At 32.4% G+C, this 20,915-nt stretch carries 22 protein-coding genes; 13 read left to right on the top strand and 9 right to left on the bottom strand.

The features are described from left to right. The first annotated feature begins 9 nt into the window (after positions 1–9). Complete coding sequence (gene mutL, locus HYY52_01745) at positions 10–1,887, top strand: DNA mismatch repair endonuclease MutL (GenBank protein MBI2995418.1); 1,878 nt, start codon at positions 10–12, stop codon at positions 1,885–1,887. On the opposite strand, the gene HYY52_01740 is transcribed toward mutL, so the two are convergent. The 3 genes from HYY52_01740 to HYY52_01730 form a co-directional block, all read right to left on the bottom strand. Continuing rightward, entirely contained in the window at positions 1,871–3,088 is a 1,218-nt protein-coding gene (locus HYY52_01740) for a phosphoglycerate kinase (GenBank protein ID MBI2995417.1), read from the bottom strand. The genes mutL and HYY52_01740 overlap by 17 nt on opposite strands. 16 nt (positions 3,089–3,104) lie before the next feature. Further along, positions 3,105–3,350: a BrnA antitoxin family protein gene (locus HYY52_01735; protein ID MBI2995416.1), complete on the bottom strand. Its 246-nt coding sequence runs from the start codon at positions 3,348–3,350 to the stop codon at positions 3,105–3,107. 211 nt (positions 3,351–3,561) lie between these two features. After that, positions 3,562–3,825 (bottom strand): hypothetical protein, encoded by a 264-nt coding sequence (locus HYY52_01730; GenBank protein MBI2995415.1) that lies wholly within the window; start codon positions 3,823–3,825, stop codon positions 3,562–3,564. Between the two features lie 157 nt (positions 3,826–3,982). On the opposite strand from HYY52_01730, the gene HYY52_01725 reads away from it, so the two are divergent. Together HYY52_01725 and HYY52_01720 are read left to right on the top strand one after the other, a co-directional pair. Beyond that, on the top strand, positions 3,983–4,543 hold the full coding sequence (locus HYY52_01725; protein ID MBI2995414.1) for a gluconate 2-dehydrogenase subunit 3 family protein: 561 nt from the start codon (positions 3,983–3,985) through the stop codon (positions 4,541–4,543). After that, the gene (locus HYY52_01720; GenBank protein MBI2995413.1) at positions 4,540–6,228 is read left to right on the top strand and encodes a GMC family oxidoreductase; all 1,689 of its coding nucleotides are present in this window, start codon (positions 4,540–4,542) and stop codon (positions 6,226–6,228) included. The genes HYY52_01725 and HYY52_01720 overlap by 4 nt, the downstream gene beginning before the upstream one ends. Before the next feature lie 67 nt (positions 6,229–6,295). Here the strand turns inward: HYY52_01720 and HYY52_01715 are convergent, their stop codons facing one another. Beyond that, complete coding sequence (locus tag HYY52_01715; protein MBI2995412.1) at positions 6,296–7,060, bottom strand: purine-nucleoside phosphorylase; 765 nt, start codon at positions 7,058–7,060, stop codon at positions 6,296–6,298. A 4-nt stretch (positions 7,061–7,064) separates the two neighbouring features. Here HYY52_01715 and HYY52_01710 point away from each other — a divergent pair, with 4 nt between their 5' ends. Beyond that, positions 7,065–9,395: a family 10 glycosylhydrolase gene (locus tag HYY52_01710; GenBank protein MBI2995411.1), complete on the top strand. Its 2,331-nt coding sequence runs from the start codon at positions 7,065–7,067 to the stop codon at positions 9,393–9,395. Between the two features lie 81 nt (positions 9,396–9,476). Here the strand turns inward: HYY52_01710 and HYY52_01705 are convergent, their stop codons facing one another. After that, positions 9,477–10,109: a hypothetical protein gene (locus tag HYY52_01705; GenBank protein MBI2995410.1), complete on the bottom strand. Its 633-nt coding sequence runs from the start codon at positions 10,107–10,109 to the stop codon at positions 9,477–9,479. A gap of 106 nt (positions 10,110–10,215) precedes the next feature. Continuing rightward, positions 10,216–10,581: an MGMT family protein gene (locus HYY52_01700; protein MBI2995409.1), complete on the bottom strand. Its 366-nt coding sequence runs from the start codon at positions 10,579–10,581 to the stop codon at positions 10,216–10,218. A gap of 17 nt (positions 10,582–10,598) precedes the next feature. Between HYY52_01700 and pyrE the strand changes: the two genes are divergently transcribed. The 8 genes from pyrE (at position 10,599) to rplT (ending at position 17,308) form a co-directional block, all read left to right on the top strand. Beyond that, positions 10,599–11,201, top strand: coding sequence for an orotate phosphoribosyltransferase (gene pyrE / locus HYY52_01695; GenBank protein ID MBI2995408.1), 603 nt, complete (start codon positions 10,599–10,601; stop codon positions 11,199–11,201). Between the two features lie 30 nt (positions 11,202–11,231). Continuing rightward, the gene (gene thrS / locus HYY52_01690; GenBank protein ID MBI2995407.1) at positions 11,232–13,160 is read left to right on the top strand and encodes a threonine--tRNA ligase; all 1,929 of its coding nucleotides are present in this window, start codon (positions 11,232–11,234) and stop codon (positions 13,158–13,160) included. 75 nt (positions 13,161–13,235) lie between these two features. Beyond that, positions 13,236–13,688, top strand: a complete 453-nt coding sequence (locus HYY52_01685) for a septal ring lytic transglycosylase RlpA family protein (protein ID MBI2995406.1) — start codon at positions 13,236–13,238, stop codon at positions 13,686–13,688. 317 nt (positions 13,689–14,005) lie between these two features. Beyond that, entirely contained in the window at positions 14,006–15,019 is a 1,014-nt protein-coding gene (rpoD, locus tag HYY52_01680) for an RNA polymerase sigma factor RpoD (protein ID MBI2995405.1), read from the top strand. A gap of 114 nt (positions 15,020–15,133) precedes the next feature. After that, positions 15,134–15,334, top strand: a complete 201-nt coding sequence (locus HYY52_01675; GenBank protein MBI2995404.1) for a hypothetical protein — start codon at positions 15,134–15,136, stop codon at positions 15,332–15,334. Positions 15,335–15,415: 81 nt separating this feature from the next. Beyond that, positions 15,416–16,612: a GuaB3 family IMP dehydrogenase-related protein gene (locus HYY52_01670; protein ID MBI2995403.1), complete on the top strand. Its 1,197-nt coding sequence runs from the start codon at positions 15,416–15,418 to the stop codon at positions 16,610–16,612. A gap of 129 nt (positions 16,613–16,741) precedes the next feature. Further along, on the top strand, positions 16,742–16,954 hold the full coding sequence (rpmI, locus tag HYY52_01665; GenBank protein MBI2995402.1) for a 50S ribosomal protein L35: 213 nt from the start codon (positions 16,742–16,744) through the stop codon (positions 16,952–16,954). A 3-nt stretch (positions 16,955–16,957) separates the two neighbouring features. Then, a complete protein-coding gene (gene rplT / locus HYY52_01660) occupies positions 16,958–17,308 on the top strand; it encodes a 50S ribosomal protein L20 (protein ID MBI2995401.1) in 351 nt (116 codons plus the stop codon). Here the strand turns inward: rplT and prfB are convergent. Further along, positions 17,288–18,395, bottom strand: a protein-coding gene (gene prfB / locus HYY52_01655; GenBank protein MBI2995400.1) for a peptide chain release factor 2 whose coding sequence is annotated in 2 segments (ribosomal slippage) — positions 17,288–18,331 and positions 18,333–18,395 — 1,107 coding nt in all. Because the reading frame shifts where the segments join, the coding sequence is not laid out codon by codon here. The genes rplT and prfB overlap by 21 nt on opposite strands. A 30-nt stretch (positions 18,396–18,425) precedes the next feature. Continuing rightward, on the bottom strand, positions 18,426–18,638 hold the full coding sequence (locus HYY52_01650; protein ID MBI2995399.1) for a hypothetical protein: 213 nt from the start codon (positions 18,636–18,638) through the stop codon (positions 18,426–18,428). Positions 18,639–18,835: 197 nt separating this feature from the next. Here HYY52_01650 and HYY52_01645 point away from each other — a divergent pair, with 197 nt between their 5' ends. After that, on the top strand, positions 18,836–19,039 hold the full coding sequence (locus HYY52_01645) for a hypothetical protein (GenBank protein MBI2995398.1): 204 nt from the start codon (positions 18,836–18,838) through the stop codon (positions 19,037–19,039). Here HYY52_01645 and mnmG read toward each other — a convergent pair. Further along, positions 19,007–20,890 (bottom strand): tRNA uridine-5-carboxymethylaminomethyl(34) synthesis enzyme MnmG, encoded by a 1,884-nt coding sequence (gene mnmG, locus HYY52_01640; protein MBI2995397.1) that lies wholly within the window; start codon positions 20,888–20,890, stop codon positions 19,007–19,009. The genes HYY52_01645 and mnmG overlap by 33 nt on opposite strands. Positions 20,891–20,915 lie beyond the last annotated feature (25 nt).

Here is a 20,915-nt window from a genome sequence, read left to right as displayed (position 1 = left end):
ATAGTAACCATGGGTTACATTAAACAGCTTCCAGAAGATTTAATAAAAAAAATTTCAGCAGGTGAAGTTATTGAAAGACCTGCATCTGTTGTAAAAGAACTTATTGAAAATTCTATAGATGCAAATGCTACAAAAATAGAAATAGAAATTAAAAGAGCAGGGAAATATATTAAAGTTTCTGACAATGGAAATGGAATTGAGCCAGATGATGTCCCTTTACTTTTTTCAAGACATGCAACAAGTAAGTTAAATGATTTTAATGAACTTTGGGAAATTAATACACTAGGATTTCGTGGAGAAGCACTTGCTTCAATTAGTTCAGTAAGTAAAATTATTTGTAGATCAAAACATAAAAATCAAGAATGTGGTTTTGAAATAACTTTTGCTCACGGGGAAGTAAATAAAAAAAGCTCATCAATATCTATTGGTACTGTTTTTGAGATAGATGACTTGTTTTATAATGTTCCAGCCAGACAGAAATTTTTAAAATCAGAAACAACAGAAGTTAATCATATCTATGATGTAGTTATTTCAGAAGCTCTTTCTCATTCAGAGATTTCTTTTTCTCTTTTAAATAATGATACTGTTCTTTTAAAATCAAGCGGTTCAAATGATTTGAAACAAGTGGCTATAGAATTATTAGGTACTGATTTAAAAGACAGATTAATTTCTCTATCTACAAAGAATAATTTTTTAGATCTTAATGGTTATGTAAGCGCTTTGGAGATTTTTAGATCTGATCGTAAATCAATTTTTATTTTCATAAATAAGAGACCTGTTAAGTGTCAAATAATTTCAAAGGCTATTACAAGTGCATTTGAAGGCCTTTTGCCAGGCGGTAAATATCCAATTGTTGTTTTAAATCTTACTTTTAAACCCGGATTTGTAGATGTTAATGTACATCCTACTAAAAAAGAAGTTAGGTACATGCAGCCAAACGATGTCTATAACTTGGTTTTGCATAGTATTCAAAACGCTGTTTCAGAATATTATAAAAAAGAATATAAGAAGAAGGCAGTTTATACTTTGGAAGAGGTCGCTATGCCAAAAGAGTTTACAGAAGCAGCTTTTGACTTTTATAGACCACAAGAAGAAAGACTAGAGACCAGAGACCAGAGACCAGAGACTGATGAACTACAACCGTCAAAAGAACAATTCGAAGGTCTGGCCTCAATGGTCAGATCTCTACTTAATATATCTAACTTAAAATGCAACCTAATCTACTCAGATAAACCAATAGCCAACATGTCAAAAATTGGAAGTAAAACAATTTTTGAAGTTGGTTCGATATTCAATGATAATTTACAAATTGTTTTTAGTGGAGAAATTATTGGAGAGGAAACATATCAAAAGAGCTTTTTTAATTCTTTATCAGATATAAGTGAAGAGATTTATAAAACAGTTTCTAGTAAAGAAGAAATAATTCAAAAAAAACTTATTAATCCTGACTTAGAAGAAGATGAGCAAAAAGAGATACAAAGAAAAAAACCACCAAAGTCCCTTCTTTACAAGATTTGGGAAAGAGATAACTGGACTTGTGTTTATTGCGGGAAACAACTTTTAGATCCAGAAGTTGTAAAAGAAGCTATTCCAAAAGCAAAAGATGCCTTTGTAAGTTATATAAATAATAATGGTGAAAAAGTTACAGTTCATATTTTGCAAGAACATAGTGCATCTTACGATCATTATTTACCAGTAAGCAAATTGCCTCAGTTTAATTTTGAAGAAGAGAATTTATTTGCTTGTTGTATTGCGTGTAATAGAAAGAAATTAAATTCGATGGAATTAAATGCCTGGAAACCAAATAGGCAGAATGGCTGGGATAAACCACTTGAAATAGCAAGCTTATGTTTTAATACCCCGGGGTCAATTATTTTACCAGTGTAACCTTCTTATCCAAACATGAAATCCCAGGCAATGTTTTTCCTTCAATAAACTCCATCGATGCACCACCACCAGTGCTTACATGAGTGAATGCATCAAAAGATATTTTTAATTTTTCAAGTGCTGAAACTGAATCCCCACCGCCAACTACTGTAACAGACTTCTTTTTTGTAGCTTCTACAAGTGCTTCTGCAACAGCTTTAGTACCTTTTAAAAATCTGTCATCTTCAAACATACCCATTGGGCCATTCCAGAATATTGTCTTTGACTGGCTGATTAGTTTTGAAAACTTTTCAATTGTTTTTGGACCAATATCTAAACCTTTATAGCCTTTTGGAATTTTGTCTATTGGGAAAGTGTGAAGAGTTGAGAGCTCAGTACAGATCATATCTTCCGGCAGTATTAAAGCAACTGCATGTTCTTCTCTTAGATTTTCAATTTCTTTAATTAATGGAATGCGGTTTTCTTCATATAATGAGTCTCCAATTTCACCACCTTTTGTTTTTATAAAAGTAAATGCCATTGCTCCACCAATTAATAAGGTATCTACTTTAGGGATTAATTGTTTTATTACTTCAATTTTACCTGAGATTTTGCTTCCGCCAAGAATTGTAGTAAATGGTCTGATTGGATTTGAAAGTACTTTATTTAAAGAGTCAACTTCTTTTTGTAAAAGAAGCCCGCCAAGACTAGGGTTTAAATAAGCACAAACACCCGCAGTGCTTGCATGTGCTCTATGACTAGTTCCAAAGGCATCGTTTACATATATTTCAAAAGGTTTAGCTAATTTTCTTGCGAATTCTGAATCGTTTTTTTCTTCTTCTTTATAAAACCTAATATTTTCAAGTAAACAAACATCACCTGGTTTTAAGTTTTTAATTTCTTTTTCAACCTCAGGTCCAATTGAATCATTTAGTTTTAATACTTTTTTATCAAGTAAATCTGAAAGTCTTTTAGCTATTGGATCCATCTTAAGATCTTCATCAAATCCTTTTGGTCTGCCTAAGTGTGAAGCAAGTATAACTTTTGCTTTTGAATTTATTAAGTATTTTATTGTTGGCAGTGAAGCTTTAATTCTTAAGTCATTTGTAATAAGAATCTGGCCATCTTTTTTTTCTATTGGAACATTAAAATCTACTCGTACAAGAATACTTTTATTTTCTAATTCTTTTTGTGGAATATCTTTTATTGTTAGTTGGTCCATAATAAAAAATTCAATGCTACTTACGTGCATTCACAAATGCTTTTAAGACAGCATTCATCTTGGTTTGATACTTTTCTCCCTGAGACTTAAACCATTCTAGTACATCACTATCTATTCTAAATGATATTGCGGTTTTGGTTCTGGGCATTTCAAGACTTGCACTTTTAAAAAAACTTTCACTTAGTTCTGGAATATCTGAATAATTTATATCTTCATCCTTAATTGATTGTATTGCTTTAGCTCTTTTTTTTGAGATACTCATAATATAATGTCCTTTCTTTTTATCCCATTCAAATTTCATTTATTGTATACACAATCTGTATATATTGTACCAACTATGGGTTAAGATTAACAAAGTGGGAAACTCTTACACTAAGCCTCCCCCAAGTTTAAAATTTAGTACTAAATTTTAAAGTATAGTTAAAATTGTAGGATTCTATTTAGCGTTTGCATAAGCATCATAAGCTACTAATTTATTCTTTCTTTTCTTTACCAGAACCACACATTCCTTCGCCACATTTTCCTTCAGTTGATTTAGCTTTAGTAGTGGTTTCTTTCTTTGCTTTTTTATCCTTTTTAAACATTTTCTTCATCATTTTTTTGGCACCGCATTTTCCTTCACCACATTTACCTTCACCACATTTGCCTTCTTGTGCAACTGAAATAGTTGGTACCCATGTCCCTATTGCAATGGCTAAAGCTGTTATTGTTGCAATTTTAGCTATATTTTTCATAATTTTCTCCTTTTATCATTTATTACCTTCTGACCTGGAGACGTAATAAATAAATATTTTATTCACGTCATTTATAAATAACTATAATATTATATAACTCTTCCTTTAGAGTGAGACTATATATAACAGCTTGGATACCCCTAAGTAAGTTCTATTAAAAATGCAACGTGTAAAAAAATTTAATATGAACAGGCGTGATTTTCTAATCCGAGTTCTTGCATTACCTGGCATTTTATCAGCTGTGCCGTTGTTTTATTACTTAAATCAATTCAAAAAAAAGATTCTTGATATTGATTGGTTAACTTTAAGAGTAGTCCAGGAGCATTTATTTCCATCTGATACAGATTCTCCAGGAGCAAAAGAGATTAATGCAACAAGCTATTTACAATTTGTCCTTTCTGATCCGTTTATTGAAAAGGAAGAAAAAAAAATAATTCTTTCTGGTATTCATCAATTAAATGAAACAGCAATGAAAAGTCATAAAAAACAATTTGTCCAGTTAACATGGAATAAACGTGAAAAATTGCTCGGCAACTTTTCTGAAACTAAAGATGGTGAAGAATGGTTATCTACTTTAATTACTTACATCTTCGAGGCTTTGTTTAGTGATCCTGTTTATGGAGGTAATCCCGATAGCATTGGATGGAAGTGGATTGGATATAAACCACCTTACCCACGCCCTCCAAAGAACAAACGTTATTTTGAACTAAAAAAATTATGACAAGAGATTTTGATGTATGTATTATAGGAAGTGGTGCTGGTGCTGGTCCTGTTGCATGGACAGTTGCACAAAGTGGTTATTCTATAGTAGTCCTCGAAAAGGGGCCATACTTTTCTAGTAAAGATTTTTTTAAGGATGAATTAGCTTGTTGTAGGCGGGATGTTTATACCCCACTTCTTAAAGATGAACAACATGTAATTGAAGAACTAGATGACGATGGCAAGTGGGAAGCAATTCCTACATCTATTTCAGGTGAAAGCTTTTGGAATGGAAATTGTGTAGGAGGTTCTTCAAATTTTATGAGTGGTTTTTTCCATAGACTAAAGCCTGAAGATTTTCACTTGCTATCTAGTTTTGGGCCTATTGAGGGTGCAAATGTTGCAGACTGGCCTATTTCTTATGAAGATCTGGAATCATATTACACTAAAGTAGAATCACAAGTTGGGATATCAGGTCAAGTTGTTTCTCATAAATACTTAGAACCTCGCTCAACAAAAAATTTTCCATATCCACCAACACAAGAACATCCTTTAGCTAAACAAATTGATCATGCGTGTCATATGCTTGGACTAAGTCCTCTACCAGTTCCAAGGGCTATTTTGCCTTACTCAACACTTAATAGAAATGGCTGCAGTTATTCTGATTATTGTGGCAGCTACGGATGTCCAACTGGTGCAAAAGGCTCATCTAGAGCAGCATTACTAGATCATGCAGTTAGATCCGGTCACTTAGAAATAAGACCTCATTCTAAAGTTTATAAACTAGCAAGCAATGAGCAAGGTAGAGTAATATTTGCTGAGTACTACGATAAAGCAAGCAAAAGACAAAAAGTTAGTGCAAAGATCTTTGTAGTTGCTTGTCAGGCAATTGAAACTTGTAGACTGTTGCTTTCTTCAATAGGGCCTAGACATCCAAATGGTTTAGGAAATAATTATGGTCAGGTAGGAAAAAATTTAATTTTTTCAGGTGGTGGCACTGGTAGTGGTGATTTATTTTACAGTGATTTTGATAAAGAACAAGCAGATGATTTAAAGGCTCAAAGACCTTTTATAAATAGAGCACTACAAGATTGGTATTTTATTGAAGATCTTGTGCCAAATAAAAAAATAAAAGGTGGCGTGATTAATTTTCTTTTTCGTCATCCAAATCCAATCTTACAAGCACAAAGACTAAAATGGTTAGAACAAGATGACCATGAGCAGTTGATTTGGGGATCCAAACTAAAAAAACGTTTAAAATCTTACTTTACTGAAGCAAGGCATCTTATGTTTGAAGTATATTGTGATTGGCTACCAAATGATGATTGTTTTGTTACCTTAGATCCACACGTTAAAGACACATGGGGAACACCAGTTGCTCGTGTCCGTGTTGGATCTCACAAACATGATCTTAAAATTGGGAATTATCTAGCAAACAAAGCAAAAGAGGTACTCTATAAACTTGGGGCTAAAAATATTGTTTCTAATATTAGTGGTTCACCACAACCAAATTTAGTTGTTGGTGGTTGTCGTTTTGGAAAAGATCCAAAACATTCTGTCCTTGATAAAAATTGCCTAGCACATGAGTGTGATAATTTATATATAACTGATGGTAGCTTTATGCCTACAGGAGGTAGTGTTCCTTATACATGGACGATTTATGCAAATTCATTTCGTGTAGCAGAGAACATTCTTCGTCACTTGTGAGATTTAGGATATCCCTACCTCGAATAAAATTAAGTAGTTATGCGTCTCTATATTGATGATTTTATTTTCACAAAACCAAGTCAAAACCACCAGTAGAAAAAATTAACAGACAGTATAGTTTAAGGATATCTAAAATAAGCTTTTCTAATTTCTTATTTGCTTTTTTAACATTTTTTAAAACTTCTTCGTGTGATGGTTTGTGATTTTTATTCCAAACATTGCTTATTACAGATATTGCTGCAAAGTCTAATCCAAGACTTTTTGCACATATAATTTCTGGAACAGTTGACATACCAACTGCACTTGCTCCTAATGATTGTAATAATTTAATTTCAGAATATGTCTCATATGTTGGACCTAAAACACCTGCATAGATTCCTTGTTTTAGATAGAGCTGAGAGCTCAATTTTGTTTTAAAGCCATAAGGTGGTTGTGTTATTCCATTTAAAATTCCTCTTTCAGTTGGTTGCATTAAATCTATAAATCCTGTGATTAGCATTAGATCTCCTACTTTAAATTTTTTATTTATTCCTCCAGCTGCATTTGTAATTAAAACTTTTTTAATGCCAAGTTCATAGATAAGTCTTATATTTGCTGCTACATCAGTAATGCTTAAACCTTCATACAAATGATGCCTGCCAGAAAAAACAAGAATATATTTGCCTTTTATTTTATATAACTTTAGGGAATGTTCGTGTCCTTTTATATTAGAGCTGAAAGCTGTCCTTTTATCTTCAAAAAGTTTTATGCCTGAGCCAGTTATAATTGCAATCTGGGGGATAATTTTTATATTGTCAAATTTTTTTAAAATTAAATGTTTTGTTTTTCTCATCTTTTTGCTTTTTGGCTACAAGTGTAGTTTAGCAAGTGTTCAAGCTAGTGAAAAGGTTGGGGTTTTATACAGCTATAAAAATGAAGATTCATATAAGACTAACAACATTATTGGGTTTGAAAAAGTTTGGGAATTGTTTCTTGAAACATTTGAGAAAACCTATTTAGATTACCAATTTTTATGTAACATTACAAAAGAGACAAAAATTGAAGATGTTGGTGTAAACGTAATTTATTTCCCGCTTGCAAATGATATCGATGAAGATGAACAAACTTTTCTGGCTAATTTTATAAATTCTGGTGGAAAATTAATTATTTCAAGTGGTATAGGGCCTGTTTCTGATACTCTAAAACTTTTTTTGTCTGAAAATGGAATTGATTTAAAACAAAACCTAATTGCAAAAAGTACTTTAACCCTAACATACAAAATTAATGACTCATTCGTTGAATTACCAGCAGATGATTTTTATTCTGAATTTTCTTTAAGTGGCTCAGTAAGAAAAGTAATAGCCAGGTGGAGAGAAAACAATCAGCTTGCAATTGGAAGTACAAAAAATATTGCTTATATTGGTTATAGCTGGGGGCAGGATATAGATAAAAATATTGATGTCAATGTTCTTTATTTAACCATTGAAAACTTTAGTATAGATTTACTTACTAGGCTTGTGAAACCTATTACAAGAGATGAGTATGCAACAATTTTAAAAGATATTGTACTTCTTAAAGAGCAAGCTTCTTCAGTTATTCAAATAGCAGAACAACTAGGACTGCCATTACCAAGGTATAAGCTTAAAAAACACTATGATGATGGTCTTGATCTTTTACATAGTTTTAATTCTAATTACTTGTTTAATAATTACAAACTAGCAAGAGAATATGCTGAGGCTGCAAAAAGTGAATTTGCAATTACTTACTCGTCAGGTGTACCTGCAAGAGATATAGAAATTCGTGCAATATGGTTAGATCGTGGAACCATAGTTGGTTCAAAAAATCCTCTTGAACTTAGAAAATTAATTAAAGATCTTGCAGCTGTAGGTTTTAATGTTATTTTTTTCGAAACAGTTAATGCAGGATTTCCAATTTATCCTTCAAAACTTTTGTCACAAAATCCACTTATAGAGGGATGGGATCCTTTACAAGTAGCTATTGATGCTGCTCATACAGCCGGAGTTGAGTTACATGCATGGGTGTGGACATTTTCTGTAGGCAACACAAGACACAATCTTTTAATTAGTAAGGAAGTAAATTATCCAGGACCTATAATTGAAAAATATGGGAGAAGCTGGATTTTATCCGGGGTAGATGGAAAATTAAGGGTTGAAATGCAGCCAGAGTTTTGGGTAAGTCCAGCAAATAAAAAAGCTTGTGTGTTTTTACAGGAATTATTTGCCGAGATTGTTAGTAACTATGATGTAGATGGATTACAGTTTGATTATATTCGGTTCCCATTTCAAAAGAAATATACACAGGTTGGTTATGATTTTATAACTAAAAATTCATATAGAAACGAAAAAAATAAATTACCAAAAACTGAAGAAATAGAAAACAAGATTTGGATGGAGTGGAAAGCAATGCTTGTAAGTGACTTTGTAAAAGATACAAGCATGAAGCTAAGAAAAGTAAGACCTAAATTAAAAATTTCTGCTGCTGTATTTGCTTTTGATCATTTAACTAGGATGCAATTAATTCAACAAGATTGGGAAACATGGCTTATAAATAATTGGATTGATGCAGTTTATCCATTTTATTATTCATTTACAAAAGAAGAAATCAAAGAAAAATACGAACGTGCTAAAAAAAATGTCAACGAAAAAGCAATTATAGTACCAGCCTTTAATTTAAGAGCATTAAGTGTTGGTGAACTAGCAGAAAGGATTACTACTGCAAAAAATCTAGGTACGCTTGGAATTGCATTGTTTGCAACAGAGCATCTTGGTCCTTCAAAGAAAGATCTATTAAAAAGAGGTCCTTTTAGAGAACAAACTCTTTTTATACCTTATAACGATCCCTTGCAAGCATCTCAAAGGCTTTTAGATGAGTTTACAACTATTGTTGAAAAAATTACTTTTAGGCAAGCTCAGTCAGTGCTGGCAGATATTGAAACTGAGAAAGAAGTATATTTTTTAAGTCAGGGATTAAGAAATGATTTCAGGAATTACACTTCTGACAAAGCTCCTGAGATAGAAAAAAAATTGCTTGATTTACAATTTAAAGTTAAAAATTGGCTTGGTTTAGAAAAATATTTAAATAGAGAACAAAGAGCAATGTACATTAATAGCTATCTAGATCAAATAAAAGTACTTTTAAATTATATGAGAACAAGAAATGTTAATTAGTTAAGAGTGTCGAATGCTTTATTACGCTCAAAGAGGGCCTGGAAGGTAATGTGGTCATCAGGCTTTCTTTCATCAACAAAACTAAAACGGCAAATCTGGCAGACCAGCACCAGAAAAATTCACAGGCACATTTTTAAATGTACATTTTACAATTACTCTACCGTTTTCATCCGTTTCAACATCTTCTTCTAACTTTTCAATAGTTCTAAATGTGTTGGTAAAAGTGGTTTGAAATGTACCACTAGCTTTATTGTCAACAAAAGTATCTACTAAGATTGTGACAGTACCTTGTGTCCTTTCTCCTTCTGGAGTTTCATTTGTAACTTCAATGATCTTCCCATCGCTTTTTCTTTCTTTAGAGATAGAAAACTCAAAATCAGTGCTTTCAAAAGTTACTGACTCACCACTTAAAAGGGTAGCTGGATTTGATAATGCTTCAACTACAGTGAATATATTTGCATTAATGGTGTTCTTTTCTGTATCCAGCTCTGAATTAATAGAGACTTCAGTTCTACCTGTAGATGCATCAGTTACAATGTTGTTATTGCTAGCTTTTATTCTTCGGAAAGGTACTTTACCATTAAATCTACAATTTGCCTGTCCACCAGTTATAAGCTCAACTTCAATCCCTTCGTCTTGTGCAAAAGTATAAGTACTGCAAAAAATTGAGCATGCCATGAAAATAAATAAAGAAAATAATAATCTTTTGAACATTTGATCCTCCTTAACTTTAGAAATGGATAAAACAAATATATTGTATCGCACTAAGCAAAGAAAGAAACCCTTGAACCTTATATTTTAAGAAAGCTGTTTGATTATCTTAACTCTTTCTCCATAAATATTTTTTTAGATCTATTTTTTCTTTTTTATTAAATTTTATTCCTTCTTTTTCAAGAAGCTTTTTTTGCAGATCAAGAGGAATGTTTATTAGTCTGTTTGTGCTTATTCCACCTTTTGAGTTTATTACTCGTTGCCAAGGGACTGAGGACGACTGGGCGAGACGGCGAGACGGCGAGATGGTGACTTGACAAGCCAATTTTTTCTTACGCCCATTCGCTAGTCTATTCAATGCCCATCCAACAACTCTTGGGTCAAGATTTAAAAATTGTCCTATTTGTCCATAAGTAGAAACTTTTCCTTTTGGAATTTTTTTAACAAGATTGTAAACTTTCCGATAGGTTTTCATAGTAAAATAATTAAACCATGTTAGCAACAAACCAATCAATTGGTACCATTTTGCAGCAAGATACTAAATTATTAAAATCCAAACTTTTAACTATACTTGCTAAACAAAGTTATAAAGAAGGAAAAGTTACTTTAGTTTCTGGCAAAGAAAGTAATTATTACATTGATGGGAAGTTAACTACCCTTGATGCAGAAGGAGGTACATTAGTTTCAATTTTGCTATTAAGAATGTTAAAAGAAAGTGTTACTGCAATTGGTGGTATAAGCGTTGGAGCTTGTCCTTTAAGCAGTGGGATTTCACAAATTAGTTATTTACTTGGAAAGAAATTAAATGCTTTTTATATTAGAAAAGAACCTAAAAAACATGGAACCATGAAATGGATTGAAGGCCCAATAAAACCATTTGATAAAGTTGCAATTTTAGAAGATGTAGTAACTACAGGGATCTCTTCTTTAAAAGCAGTTGAAAGAGTTAAAGAATTTGGTTGTACTGTTGAACAAGTAATTTCAATGGTAGATAGAAATGAAGGTGGCAGAGAAGTATTTAAACGACAAGGCTTAGATTACAATTACTTGTTTGATATACAAGAAGTTATTGAGAGATCAAAGATTTCACGTTAATATGTTCTACCTATGCCAACTGCAACAACAATTTCTGTAATCTTAAAGGATGGCTCTAAAAAAGAAATTCCAGCAGGTAGCACTGGACTTGATCTATCCAGATCAATTAGCAACAGCCTTGCTAAAAAAAGTGTTGGTCTTTTGTTAAATGGCGAGTTAAAAGATTTGGTCACTGTTTTAAAAGATGGTGATAAAGTAGAGATTATTACCCAGGATGATCTAAGAAGCTATGAATTCTTAAGACACAGCACAGCACATATTCTTGCTGAAGCTGTACAAAACTTATTTAAAAGTGCAAAGATTGCAATTGGTCCTGTTATAGAAGATGGATTTTACTATGATTTTGAAATCCCTGATCATAAGTTAACACCAGACGATCTAGTTAAAATTGAAAAAGAAATGCAAAGGATTATTAATGAGGATCAAAAATTTGTAAGAGTTAATATAAAAGATGTAGATAAACAATTAAAAGAATTTAAAAGTCAAGGAGAAAAATTTAAAGCTGAACTTTTAGAACAATATAGAAATGAAAATCCCATCTTATATGTTTTAGAAGATAAAAATGGAAAACCAGTTTGGAATGATTTATGCAGGGGACCACATGTTGTAAGTTCTAGTCAAATTAAAGCATTTAAACTACTATCAATTTCTGGTGCATATTGGCGGGCTGATGAAAAAAAAGAATCTTTACAAAGAATTTATGGAACATCTTGGTGGTCAAAAAAAGAGTTAGATGATTACCTAAACAAGATAGAAGAAGCAGAAAAAAGAGATCACAGAAAACTTGGCAGGCAGCTTAATCTCTATACAATGCATGAAGAAACTGGTCCTGGCTTAATTCTTTGGCATCCTAAGCTTGCATATGCAAGAAATCAAATTGAAAATTATTGGAAAGATTTACACCAAAGCAACGGTTATGAATTAGTTTACACACCACATATTGCAAGAAATGAATTATGGAATATTTCTGGACACAATGAATTTTATAAAGAAAATATGTTTTATATGACTATTGATGAACAGGATTATGTTTTAAAACCAATGAATTGTCCTTTTCATGTACTTATTTATAATTCAACTAGACATAGTTACAGGGAACTGCCAATTAGACTTGCTGAACTAGGAACAGTTTATAGATATGAACGTTCTGGTGTAATGCATGGCTTAGCAAGAGTAAGAGGGTTTACACAAGATGATGCTCATATTTTTTGCAGGCGAGATCAATATGTAGAAGAAATAAAAGGAGTTATTAAGTTAGTTGCTCTTATTTATGAAACATTTAAATTAAGTTATGAGGTAGAACTTTCTACAAAACCAAAAGATTCGATTGGGTTAAAAGAGATTTGGGATTTTGCTGAAGCAGGACTTGAAAAAGCTTTAAAAGAATATGGTTTAAATTATAAAGTTAATCCAGGGGATGGTGCTTTTTACGGGCCTAAAATTGATTTTAAATTAAAAGACACACTTGGAAGAATTTGGCAAGGAGCAACAATCCAGCTTGATTTTAATTTACCTGAAAGATTTAAATTGTTTTATATAGATAAAGATGGAAGTCAGCAGCAACCAGTTATGATTCACCGTGCAATTTATGGAGCACTTGAAAGATTTGCAGCTATTGTTATTGAACATTTTGCAGGTGCTTTTCCACTTTGGTTATCATATAAGCAAATTATTGTTTTACCAATTAGCGATCGCCATTTTGAATATGCAAAAAAAGTACAAGCTACTTTAAAAGAAAAAGGTATAAGGGTTGAAGTAGATGAGAGAGCAGAGTCAGTCAATGCAAAAATTCGTGATGCAGAACTTGAGAAAATTCCTTACATGATAATAGTTGGTGATAAAGAAGTAAGAGAAAATATAATTTCAGTTCGTGCAAGGAAAAAAGGTGATCTAGGTTCAATGTTACTTAATGAGTTTACAGAACAATTAATTAAAGAAATTAACTTAAAATCCATTTAATTTTTGATAATTGGTTAATTTATCTTTATCAATTTCGTATTTCAATTAAACTTTGTTGTAAAAGATATGTAAGTTATGACTATATGTTTTAGAAATATTTATAAGTTTTTTGTGCATTGTATCTTTATTCAATGTTTACTGATTTTTTCTTGCTTAATGGCCAATGCTTTATTAAAAGAGGAAATTAAACAAATATGGAAATATGGAGGTGAAACACCTCTTCGTGGAGAAATTTGGTATGGGCATGCATCTTGGTATGGTTCAAAATGGCATGGTAAAAGGACATCAAGTGGTGAAAAGTTTAGCAAAAATAAATTAACAGCTGCACATAAGACACTTCCTTTTAATACAATGGTTCTAGTTACAAATTTAAAAAACAATAAGTCAGTAATGGTCAGAATAAATGATAGAGGTCCATTTATTAGGGATAGAATAATTGATTTGTCTGAAAAAGCAGCAGAAAGAATTGATTCAAAGAAAGAAGGAATTGCTTACGTAAAACTTCAGGTTTTAATGCCAAGCAAATAGTTTATCTTCATAACCTAAGTTAAGAAGTCTTTCTAGCTAAAAATTAACAATCATTTAATAAATTTTCCTTCTCTATTTAACAGTTAGAGGTTATATTTTATATAGATGTCTAATTTGATTTCTAAAGCTTGTACCTGATTTAAGCTGAATAAGCAAATAAAAATAAAATATAAAATTAATCAAGGTATATAAAGTCAAATCTATTGGACATTGAATAAAAGAATTTGGATTGAGAAACATTTTATGAATTTGGTAGGTGTTTTGTTCGGTTAAAGCAAAGCATGGAGTGTACTTCAATGTGGAAAAAAGGAGCAGGCATGGCAGATATTGGAAAAGGAGCAATTGCTAATTTAATAGTTGACAGTGGATTACCTGAAGCAGAACAACTTGAACAAATTGAAATTGATTCTGGATTTGAAGATGCACTTCTGGATGATGATTTAGATTTAGGAACTATAGAAGAAGATCTTTTTGATCCAAGGCTTGAGCTAGGAACTGATGACTCAATACGATTGTACTTAAGAGAAATTGGAAGAATACCACTTTTACGTGCTGAAGAAGAAATAGATTTAGCAAGAAGGATTGCAAAAGGTGGATACGATGGTATTGTTGCAAAAAGGCAATTGGTCCAAGCTAACTTAAGACTTGTAGTTTCAATTGCTAAAAAATATTTAAACAGAGGTTTACCATTTCTTGATTTAATTCAAGAAGGGAATCTTGGTTTAATTCGTGCTGCTGAAAAATTTGATCCAGAACGTGGCTATAAGTTTTCTACTTATGCAACTTGGTGGATAAGACAAGGTATTACAAGAGCACTTGCTGATAAATCAAGAACAATTCGAGTCCCTGTACATATGGTAGAAACTATAAATAAGTTTAAGAAAATTACCAGAGAGCTTTCACAAGGATTAAATCGAAGGCCAACAGAACATGAGTTAGCAGCAGCCCTGGATGTTTCTGTTACAAAGGTAAAAGAAATTGTATCTGCAAACAGAACCCCAGTTTCTCTTGAAACACCGCTTGGCAAGGAAGAAGATAGCAGGCTAGGTGATTTTATTGCAGATGCTGAATCAGCTAGGCCTGACAGCTCAGCAACTGATGAGCTTCTTCGTGGTGATATTGAACAAGTCTTAAACTCGCTTTTACCAAGAGAACGTGAAGTAATCAGACTTCGCTATGGCTTGGATGATGGACGGGAAAGGACTTTAGAAGAGGTTGGCCAGCTATTTGGTATAACTCGTGAGCGTGTTAGACAAATAGAATTTAAAGCTATGAGAAAACTTAGACAGCCTGACAGATGTACAAAGCTTGAAGGTTATTTGACGCATTAAAGACCTCGTGACATTTGTAACAGAACATTAACCTAAACAGGGCACTTTTATTATCTTAATAAGTCCTTTATCTTAATATAGTTTCATTATTAACAAGGAGAAGTTGAAAGTTAAATGAACTATTCAATTCAAAAATTGGTAAATGATTTTATTAAGCGAATAGGACCAGATGATTTAAAAATGCTTGAAACAGTTCAGTCTGATATGGCATTAAACTATATGTATTTTTTGTATAAAAAAATCTATGGTGCTTATCCAACCGGTGAAGTGTATGAAGTTTTAGCAAGTATGTTTACTAGACTGAAAGCTGCTTAGTACTTACGTGTTCTTAGAATATAAATTAATTCTATAATTCCTGTAATTTTTATTTTTTTAGTTGTACCATATTTCACTAATATGATTTACAAGGATGAAATACAATTAAGCCAAAGTAAAATTACATTAGGTGGAAAAAAGATTGTACGCAGAACATTTGGTTTTGATGAAGTATCCTTAGTTCCTGGAAAAATTACACTTGATATTGAGCTTTGTGACACAAGTTTTATTTTAGGAAAACATAAATTTGATTTTCCAATTATTGCATCAGCAATGGATAGTGTAATTAGTCCACAAACAGCAATTGAAATAAATAAACTAGGAGGCCTTGGTGTTTTAAATTTACAAGGACTTTATACAAGATATGAAAATTATTCTGAAGTTATAAAAAAAATTACTGAGATTGACAATAATGGTTTTGTTCCACTTATGCAAGAACTTTATCAAGAGCTAGTAAAAGAAGATCTAATTAAAAAAAGAATTAAAGAAATAAAATCAAGTGGAGCAGTTTGTGCAGTGTCATGCACTCCCAATCTTGCAAGTCATTATGGGCTTCTTTCACAAGAAGCAGGTGCTGACATTTTTGTAGTGCAAAGTACAGTTGTTTCCATAGAACATAAGTCAACCGAGAAATCATCTTCTTTTAACTTAAAAGATTTTATTCAAAAAATGAAAATCCCAGTTATTGTTGGTAACTGTGTTACTTATGAAGTAGCACTTGAACATATGAAATCAGGAGCAAGTGCAATCCTTGTAGGAATTGGTCCTGGTGCAGCTTGTACAAGCCGTAGTGTTTTAGGTATTGGTGTTCCAATGGCAACAGCAATAGCTGACTCAGCAGCCGCTCGTGATGATTATTTTTCAAAAACAGGACGTTATGTTCATGTAATTGCAGATGGTGGAATGTCTGTAGGTGGAGATATTTGTAAAGCAATTGCATGTGGAGCTGATGCAGTTATGATAGGTTCTCCACTTGCAAGAGCAAAAGAAGCTCCAGGACAAGAGTTTCATTGGGGTATGGCAACACCAAGCCCTGTACTTCCACGTGGAACAAGAATTAAAGTAGGATCAATAGGGACACTAAAAGAAATCTTACTTGGACCTGCAAAGTTTGATGATGGTTCACAAAATTTAGTGGGTGCACTAAAAACATCCATGGCAACACTTGGTGCTCAAAATATAAAAGAAATGCAACAAGTAGAAGTTGTCATTGCTCCATCAATTCTTACTGAAGGAAAAACATTTCAAAAAGCTCAGAAGTTAGGGATGGGGAAGTAGTTTAATGTTTACATCATAAGCTTGCATTTTCCCAAGCTAATATTGATGCTTTTACTTCTAGGAATTAAAGTCTATTGCAACATGAAGTGAACTCGTCTTACACCAAAGGTATACGGTATACTATTCTTCATGCCAAAATTACACACAAACCATGCTGCTAAGAAACGCTTTAAAATTACAGCTAGTGGTAAAGTCTTGGCCAAAAGCTCAGGCAAGCAACACTTAAATGAGCATATGTCCAGCAAGAAAAAAAGACAAATAAAAACACCAAAGCTTCAAGTACATGAAACATTAGTTGATCATGTGATGAGACAGTTACCATACAAAAATTATGCGAGGTAAGAAATAGTGAGAGTTAAAAGAGGCAGAGCTACAAGAAAAAAGCATAAAGCAGTTTTGGAAGCTGCAAAAGGTTATGTAGGTTCTAAAAGCAAACTTTTTAAATCAGCAAAACAAGCTGTAATGAAAGCTTGGAGATATGCATACAAGCATAGACGTCAAAAGAAAAGAGATTTTAGAGCACTGTGGATTACAAGAATCAATGCTGCATGCAGAGAACACGGTTTAACTTACAGCAAATTTATAAACGCATTAAATAAATCAAATATAAAACTAAACAGAAAAATTCTCGCTGATTTAGCAGTAACTGACAAAGATGCCTTTAAACAATTGGTTTCACAGGTGAAGGCGGCTTAAATACTCTTGCACAAAATCATCCAAGTCTCCATCTAAAACCCTTTGAACATCACGTGTTTCATGTTTTGTACGGGCATCTTTTACACGGCCTTCATCTAAAACATAAGATCTAATTGCATTTCCAAAGGTAGCAGAAACTGTTTCTCCTTTTATTTCTTGAATCTTTGCCTCGTGTTCTTCCTCACGTTTTGCAAATAATTTACTTCGTAAGATTTCCATTGCTCGTTCTTTGTTTTGGAGTTGGCTTCTTTCTTGATCACAACGTACAACAATTCCACTGGAAATGTGTTTTATCCTAACTGCTGTTTCTACTTTGTTTACATTTTGACCACCAGCTCCTCCTGATCTCATTGTGTCTATTTCAATATCTTCTGGTTTGATTTCTACTTTTGAGTTTAATTCTGGAATTACTGGTGTAACTTCAAGTCCTGCAAAACTTGTTTGACGACTGTCTTTCCCAGCTTTATACGGTGACTTTCTAACTAATCTATGTACGCCTTTTTCAGATCTTAAATAACCAAATGCAAAAGGACCAGAAATTTTAAAAGTAGCACTTTTTATTCCTGCTTGTTCTCCATCAGATCTTTCAAGCATTTCAAACTTATAACCATGAAAAATCTCTGCCCACCTTTGATACATACGAAGTAACATCTCTGCCCAATCTTGTGCATCTGTCCCACCAGCTCCTGCATTAATTGAAACAATTGCATCTGAGTTATCATATTCTTCACTTAAAAGCTGTTCTATTTTATAAGACTCAAGTTCTTTCCTTAATTTAGAGACTTCAGTTTCAATTTCTTTTAAGATATTATTTTCATTTTCTTTTACTGCAAGAGTAAATAAATCATTTACTTCAGAAAGCCTAGTAGACCACTTTAAAAACTTTTCTTTTTTATTTTTTAAATAACTAAAATTACTACTTAATTTTCTTGCTTTATCTTGATCACTCCAGATATCTGGCTTTGCAAGTTCTTCTTCAAGTTTCCTTATTTCAGAATTAAGATCATTTAAATCAAAGCAACCCCCTTATGGATTGCCATGTTTCATTTAGGTTATTTAATTTTATTTGTAATTCAGTTATATCCACGAGGAAAAATATATCACACTTGCTATCTTTTTAACTTTCAAGTTCATATAATCTTTTTTTCATAAGTTCCATTAAAACATTTTCCTTTTGTTTAGGACTTGTTGCTTTAAGCCATTGAGAACCTGGATGTTGAGATTGTTCAAATATTTTTCTATGAGGATTTGCAACTTCTATTTCTTTGTTCCTAGGCCAAGCTGGATTCTTAGCTAGATGATTTATTACTTGTCTAATAGTATTTGCCATAACTAGTAATAATTAGTAAATCATTTGAAACACTTATTCAAGTTAAGATAAAAATATATTAAAAATTCTAAAAAAGACAACTTGGTTAAGATTTTCTTCTTAACCAAATCAGAGATTTTACCTGATTATATTTTTTTGTTAAATCATGTACCATTATCGATTAAGTTCAAATTATAAAAAATAAAAAGGAGAATATCATGACAACAACAATAACTGACGCGACTTGTAAACCCTCAGGAAGAAGGTGGGATACTCTAATTCGTTCGGCAACAGCAGGAAAAATGAATTGGCAAGCACTAATAAACAACCAGAAAAGGTTAACCAAAGAGATGGGGGAAGAAAGATTTAATCAACTCTTAGAAACTGCTTTAGCAGGCAGAGGTCAAGGTAACTTTATTTAAGACACTTGTTAATAACACAGTAATATCTGCTGGTGAAATACCACCTATTCTTGATGCCTGACCAATAGTAATTGGTTTAATTTTGTTTAGCTTTTCTTTTGCTTCATTTGAAAGGTGCTTCATTGATTTAAAATCAAGATCTTGTGGTATTTTTATTTTTTCAAATTTATTAGCTTGTGAAACTTGATAAAGCTGTCTTGTAATATAACCTTCGTATTTGATTTCGGTTTCTATTTCATACTGATGAGCTGACGGCTGACAGCTGATAGCTGACAGCTTTTCTGTACACTCATATGTAACACCTGGCCTCTTCAATAAGTCAATTAATGAAATTGGTTCATCAATAGTTTGATCATACTTAGCTAAAATCTCATTGTTTTCTTTTGTTGGTTGGATCTTTGTTTTCTCAAGTCTAATTTTTTCTTCTTTAATAATTTTTATTTTTTCATTAAAGATTTTCCATCTAAAGTCATCAACCAAGCCAATTTCTCTTCCTAGTGGAGTCAATCTTTGATCAGCATTATCTTGGCGTAAAAGAAGTCTGTATTCAGATCTTGAAGTAAGCATTCTATAAGGTTCATCCATTTCTTTTGTAACTAAATCATCAATTAATGTCCCTATATAACTTGACTCTCTGTCAAAAATAATCAAGTCTAAATTTTTTATATATCTTGCTGCATTAATACCAGCTACTATGCCTTGAGCAGCAGCTTCTTCATATCCACTAGTGCCAAGCACCTGACCTGCTATAAACAAACCTTCTACCTCTTTTGCCATAAGTCCATGATTAAACTGAGTACCAGGAAAATAATCATACTCAACAGCATAAGCTGGTCTTATAATTTTTGCATTTTCAAGTCCAGGCAAAGAATGTACAATATCCCATTGAATCTCAATGGGCAGACTTGTAGAGCAGCCTTGCAAATAAATTTCTTTTGTATTTCTTCCTTCAGGTTCTAAAAATAAATGGTGTGATGGTTTGTCTTTAAATCTAACTACTTTATCTTCAATAGAAGGACAATAACGTGGTCCAACACACTTTATAATGCCAGCATAAATTGGAGACTTATTTAAATTTGCTCTTATAATTTCATGTGTTTTTTCATTTGTTCTTGTCAAATAACAAGGGACTTGTTCTCTAATTATTTTGTTTGGTAAGAAAGAAAAGAACGATGGTGTTTTATCTCCCCAGTGTTTTTCTAAAATTGAAAAATTAATTGATCTATCATCAAGCCTTGGTGGAGTTCCTGTTTTAAGTCTTTTGGATTTAAAGCCTAAAGATACAAGTGACTCTGTTAAACCATATGATGCAAACTCTCCTGCACGCCCACTAGAACTGGATTTTAAACCTATGTGGACTTTTCCTGCCAAGAATGTACCAGTAGTTACTATTACTGCTTTTGCATAGATAATTTCTCCAAGTGAAGTCTCTATTCCTGTAACTTTTCTTGATTGTAAAGTTTCTTCAACAAAAACTTTAGTTACCATTGCTTGATAAATATCTAGGTTGGGTATATTTTCAAGGTGGTGTTTAACCCACATTGAATATTCTTTCTTATCTGATTGAGCTCTAAGTGATCTAACTGCTGGTCCTTTGCTTAGATTTAAAGTCTTTAGCTGAAGATAAGTAGCATCAGCTGCAATACCCATTAGTCCGCCTAGAGCATCAATTTCTTTAACAAGATGAGATTTTGCTGGTCCACCAATAGCAGGATTACAAGGCATCATAGCAATGGTATCTAAATTTAAAGCAAGTAAAAGAGTTTTAACCCCAAGTTTTGCACAAGCATGTGCTGCTTCACATCCTGAATGCCCTGCTCCAATAATAACTACATCGTAAAATCTATCCATATGATTTAAGATCTAAAATTATTGT

It is taken from the genome of Candidatus Melainabacteria bacterium, from assembly GCA_016193285.1.
Classification (GTDB): domain Bacteria; phylum Cyanobacteriota; class Vampirovibrionia; order 2-02-FULL-35-15; family 2-02-FULL-35-15; genus JACPSL01.
The sequence above is the reverse complement of the archived record's forward strand: the minus strand, read 5'-3'. Positions and strand labels throughout refer to the sequence as shown.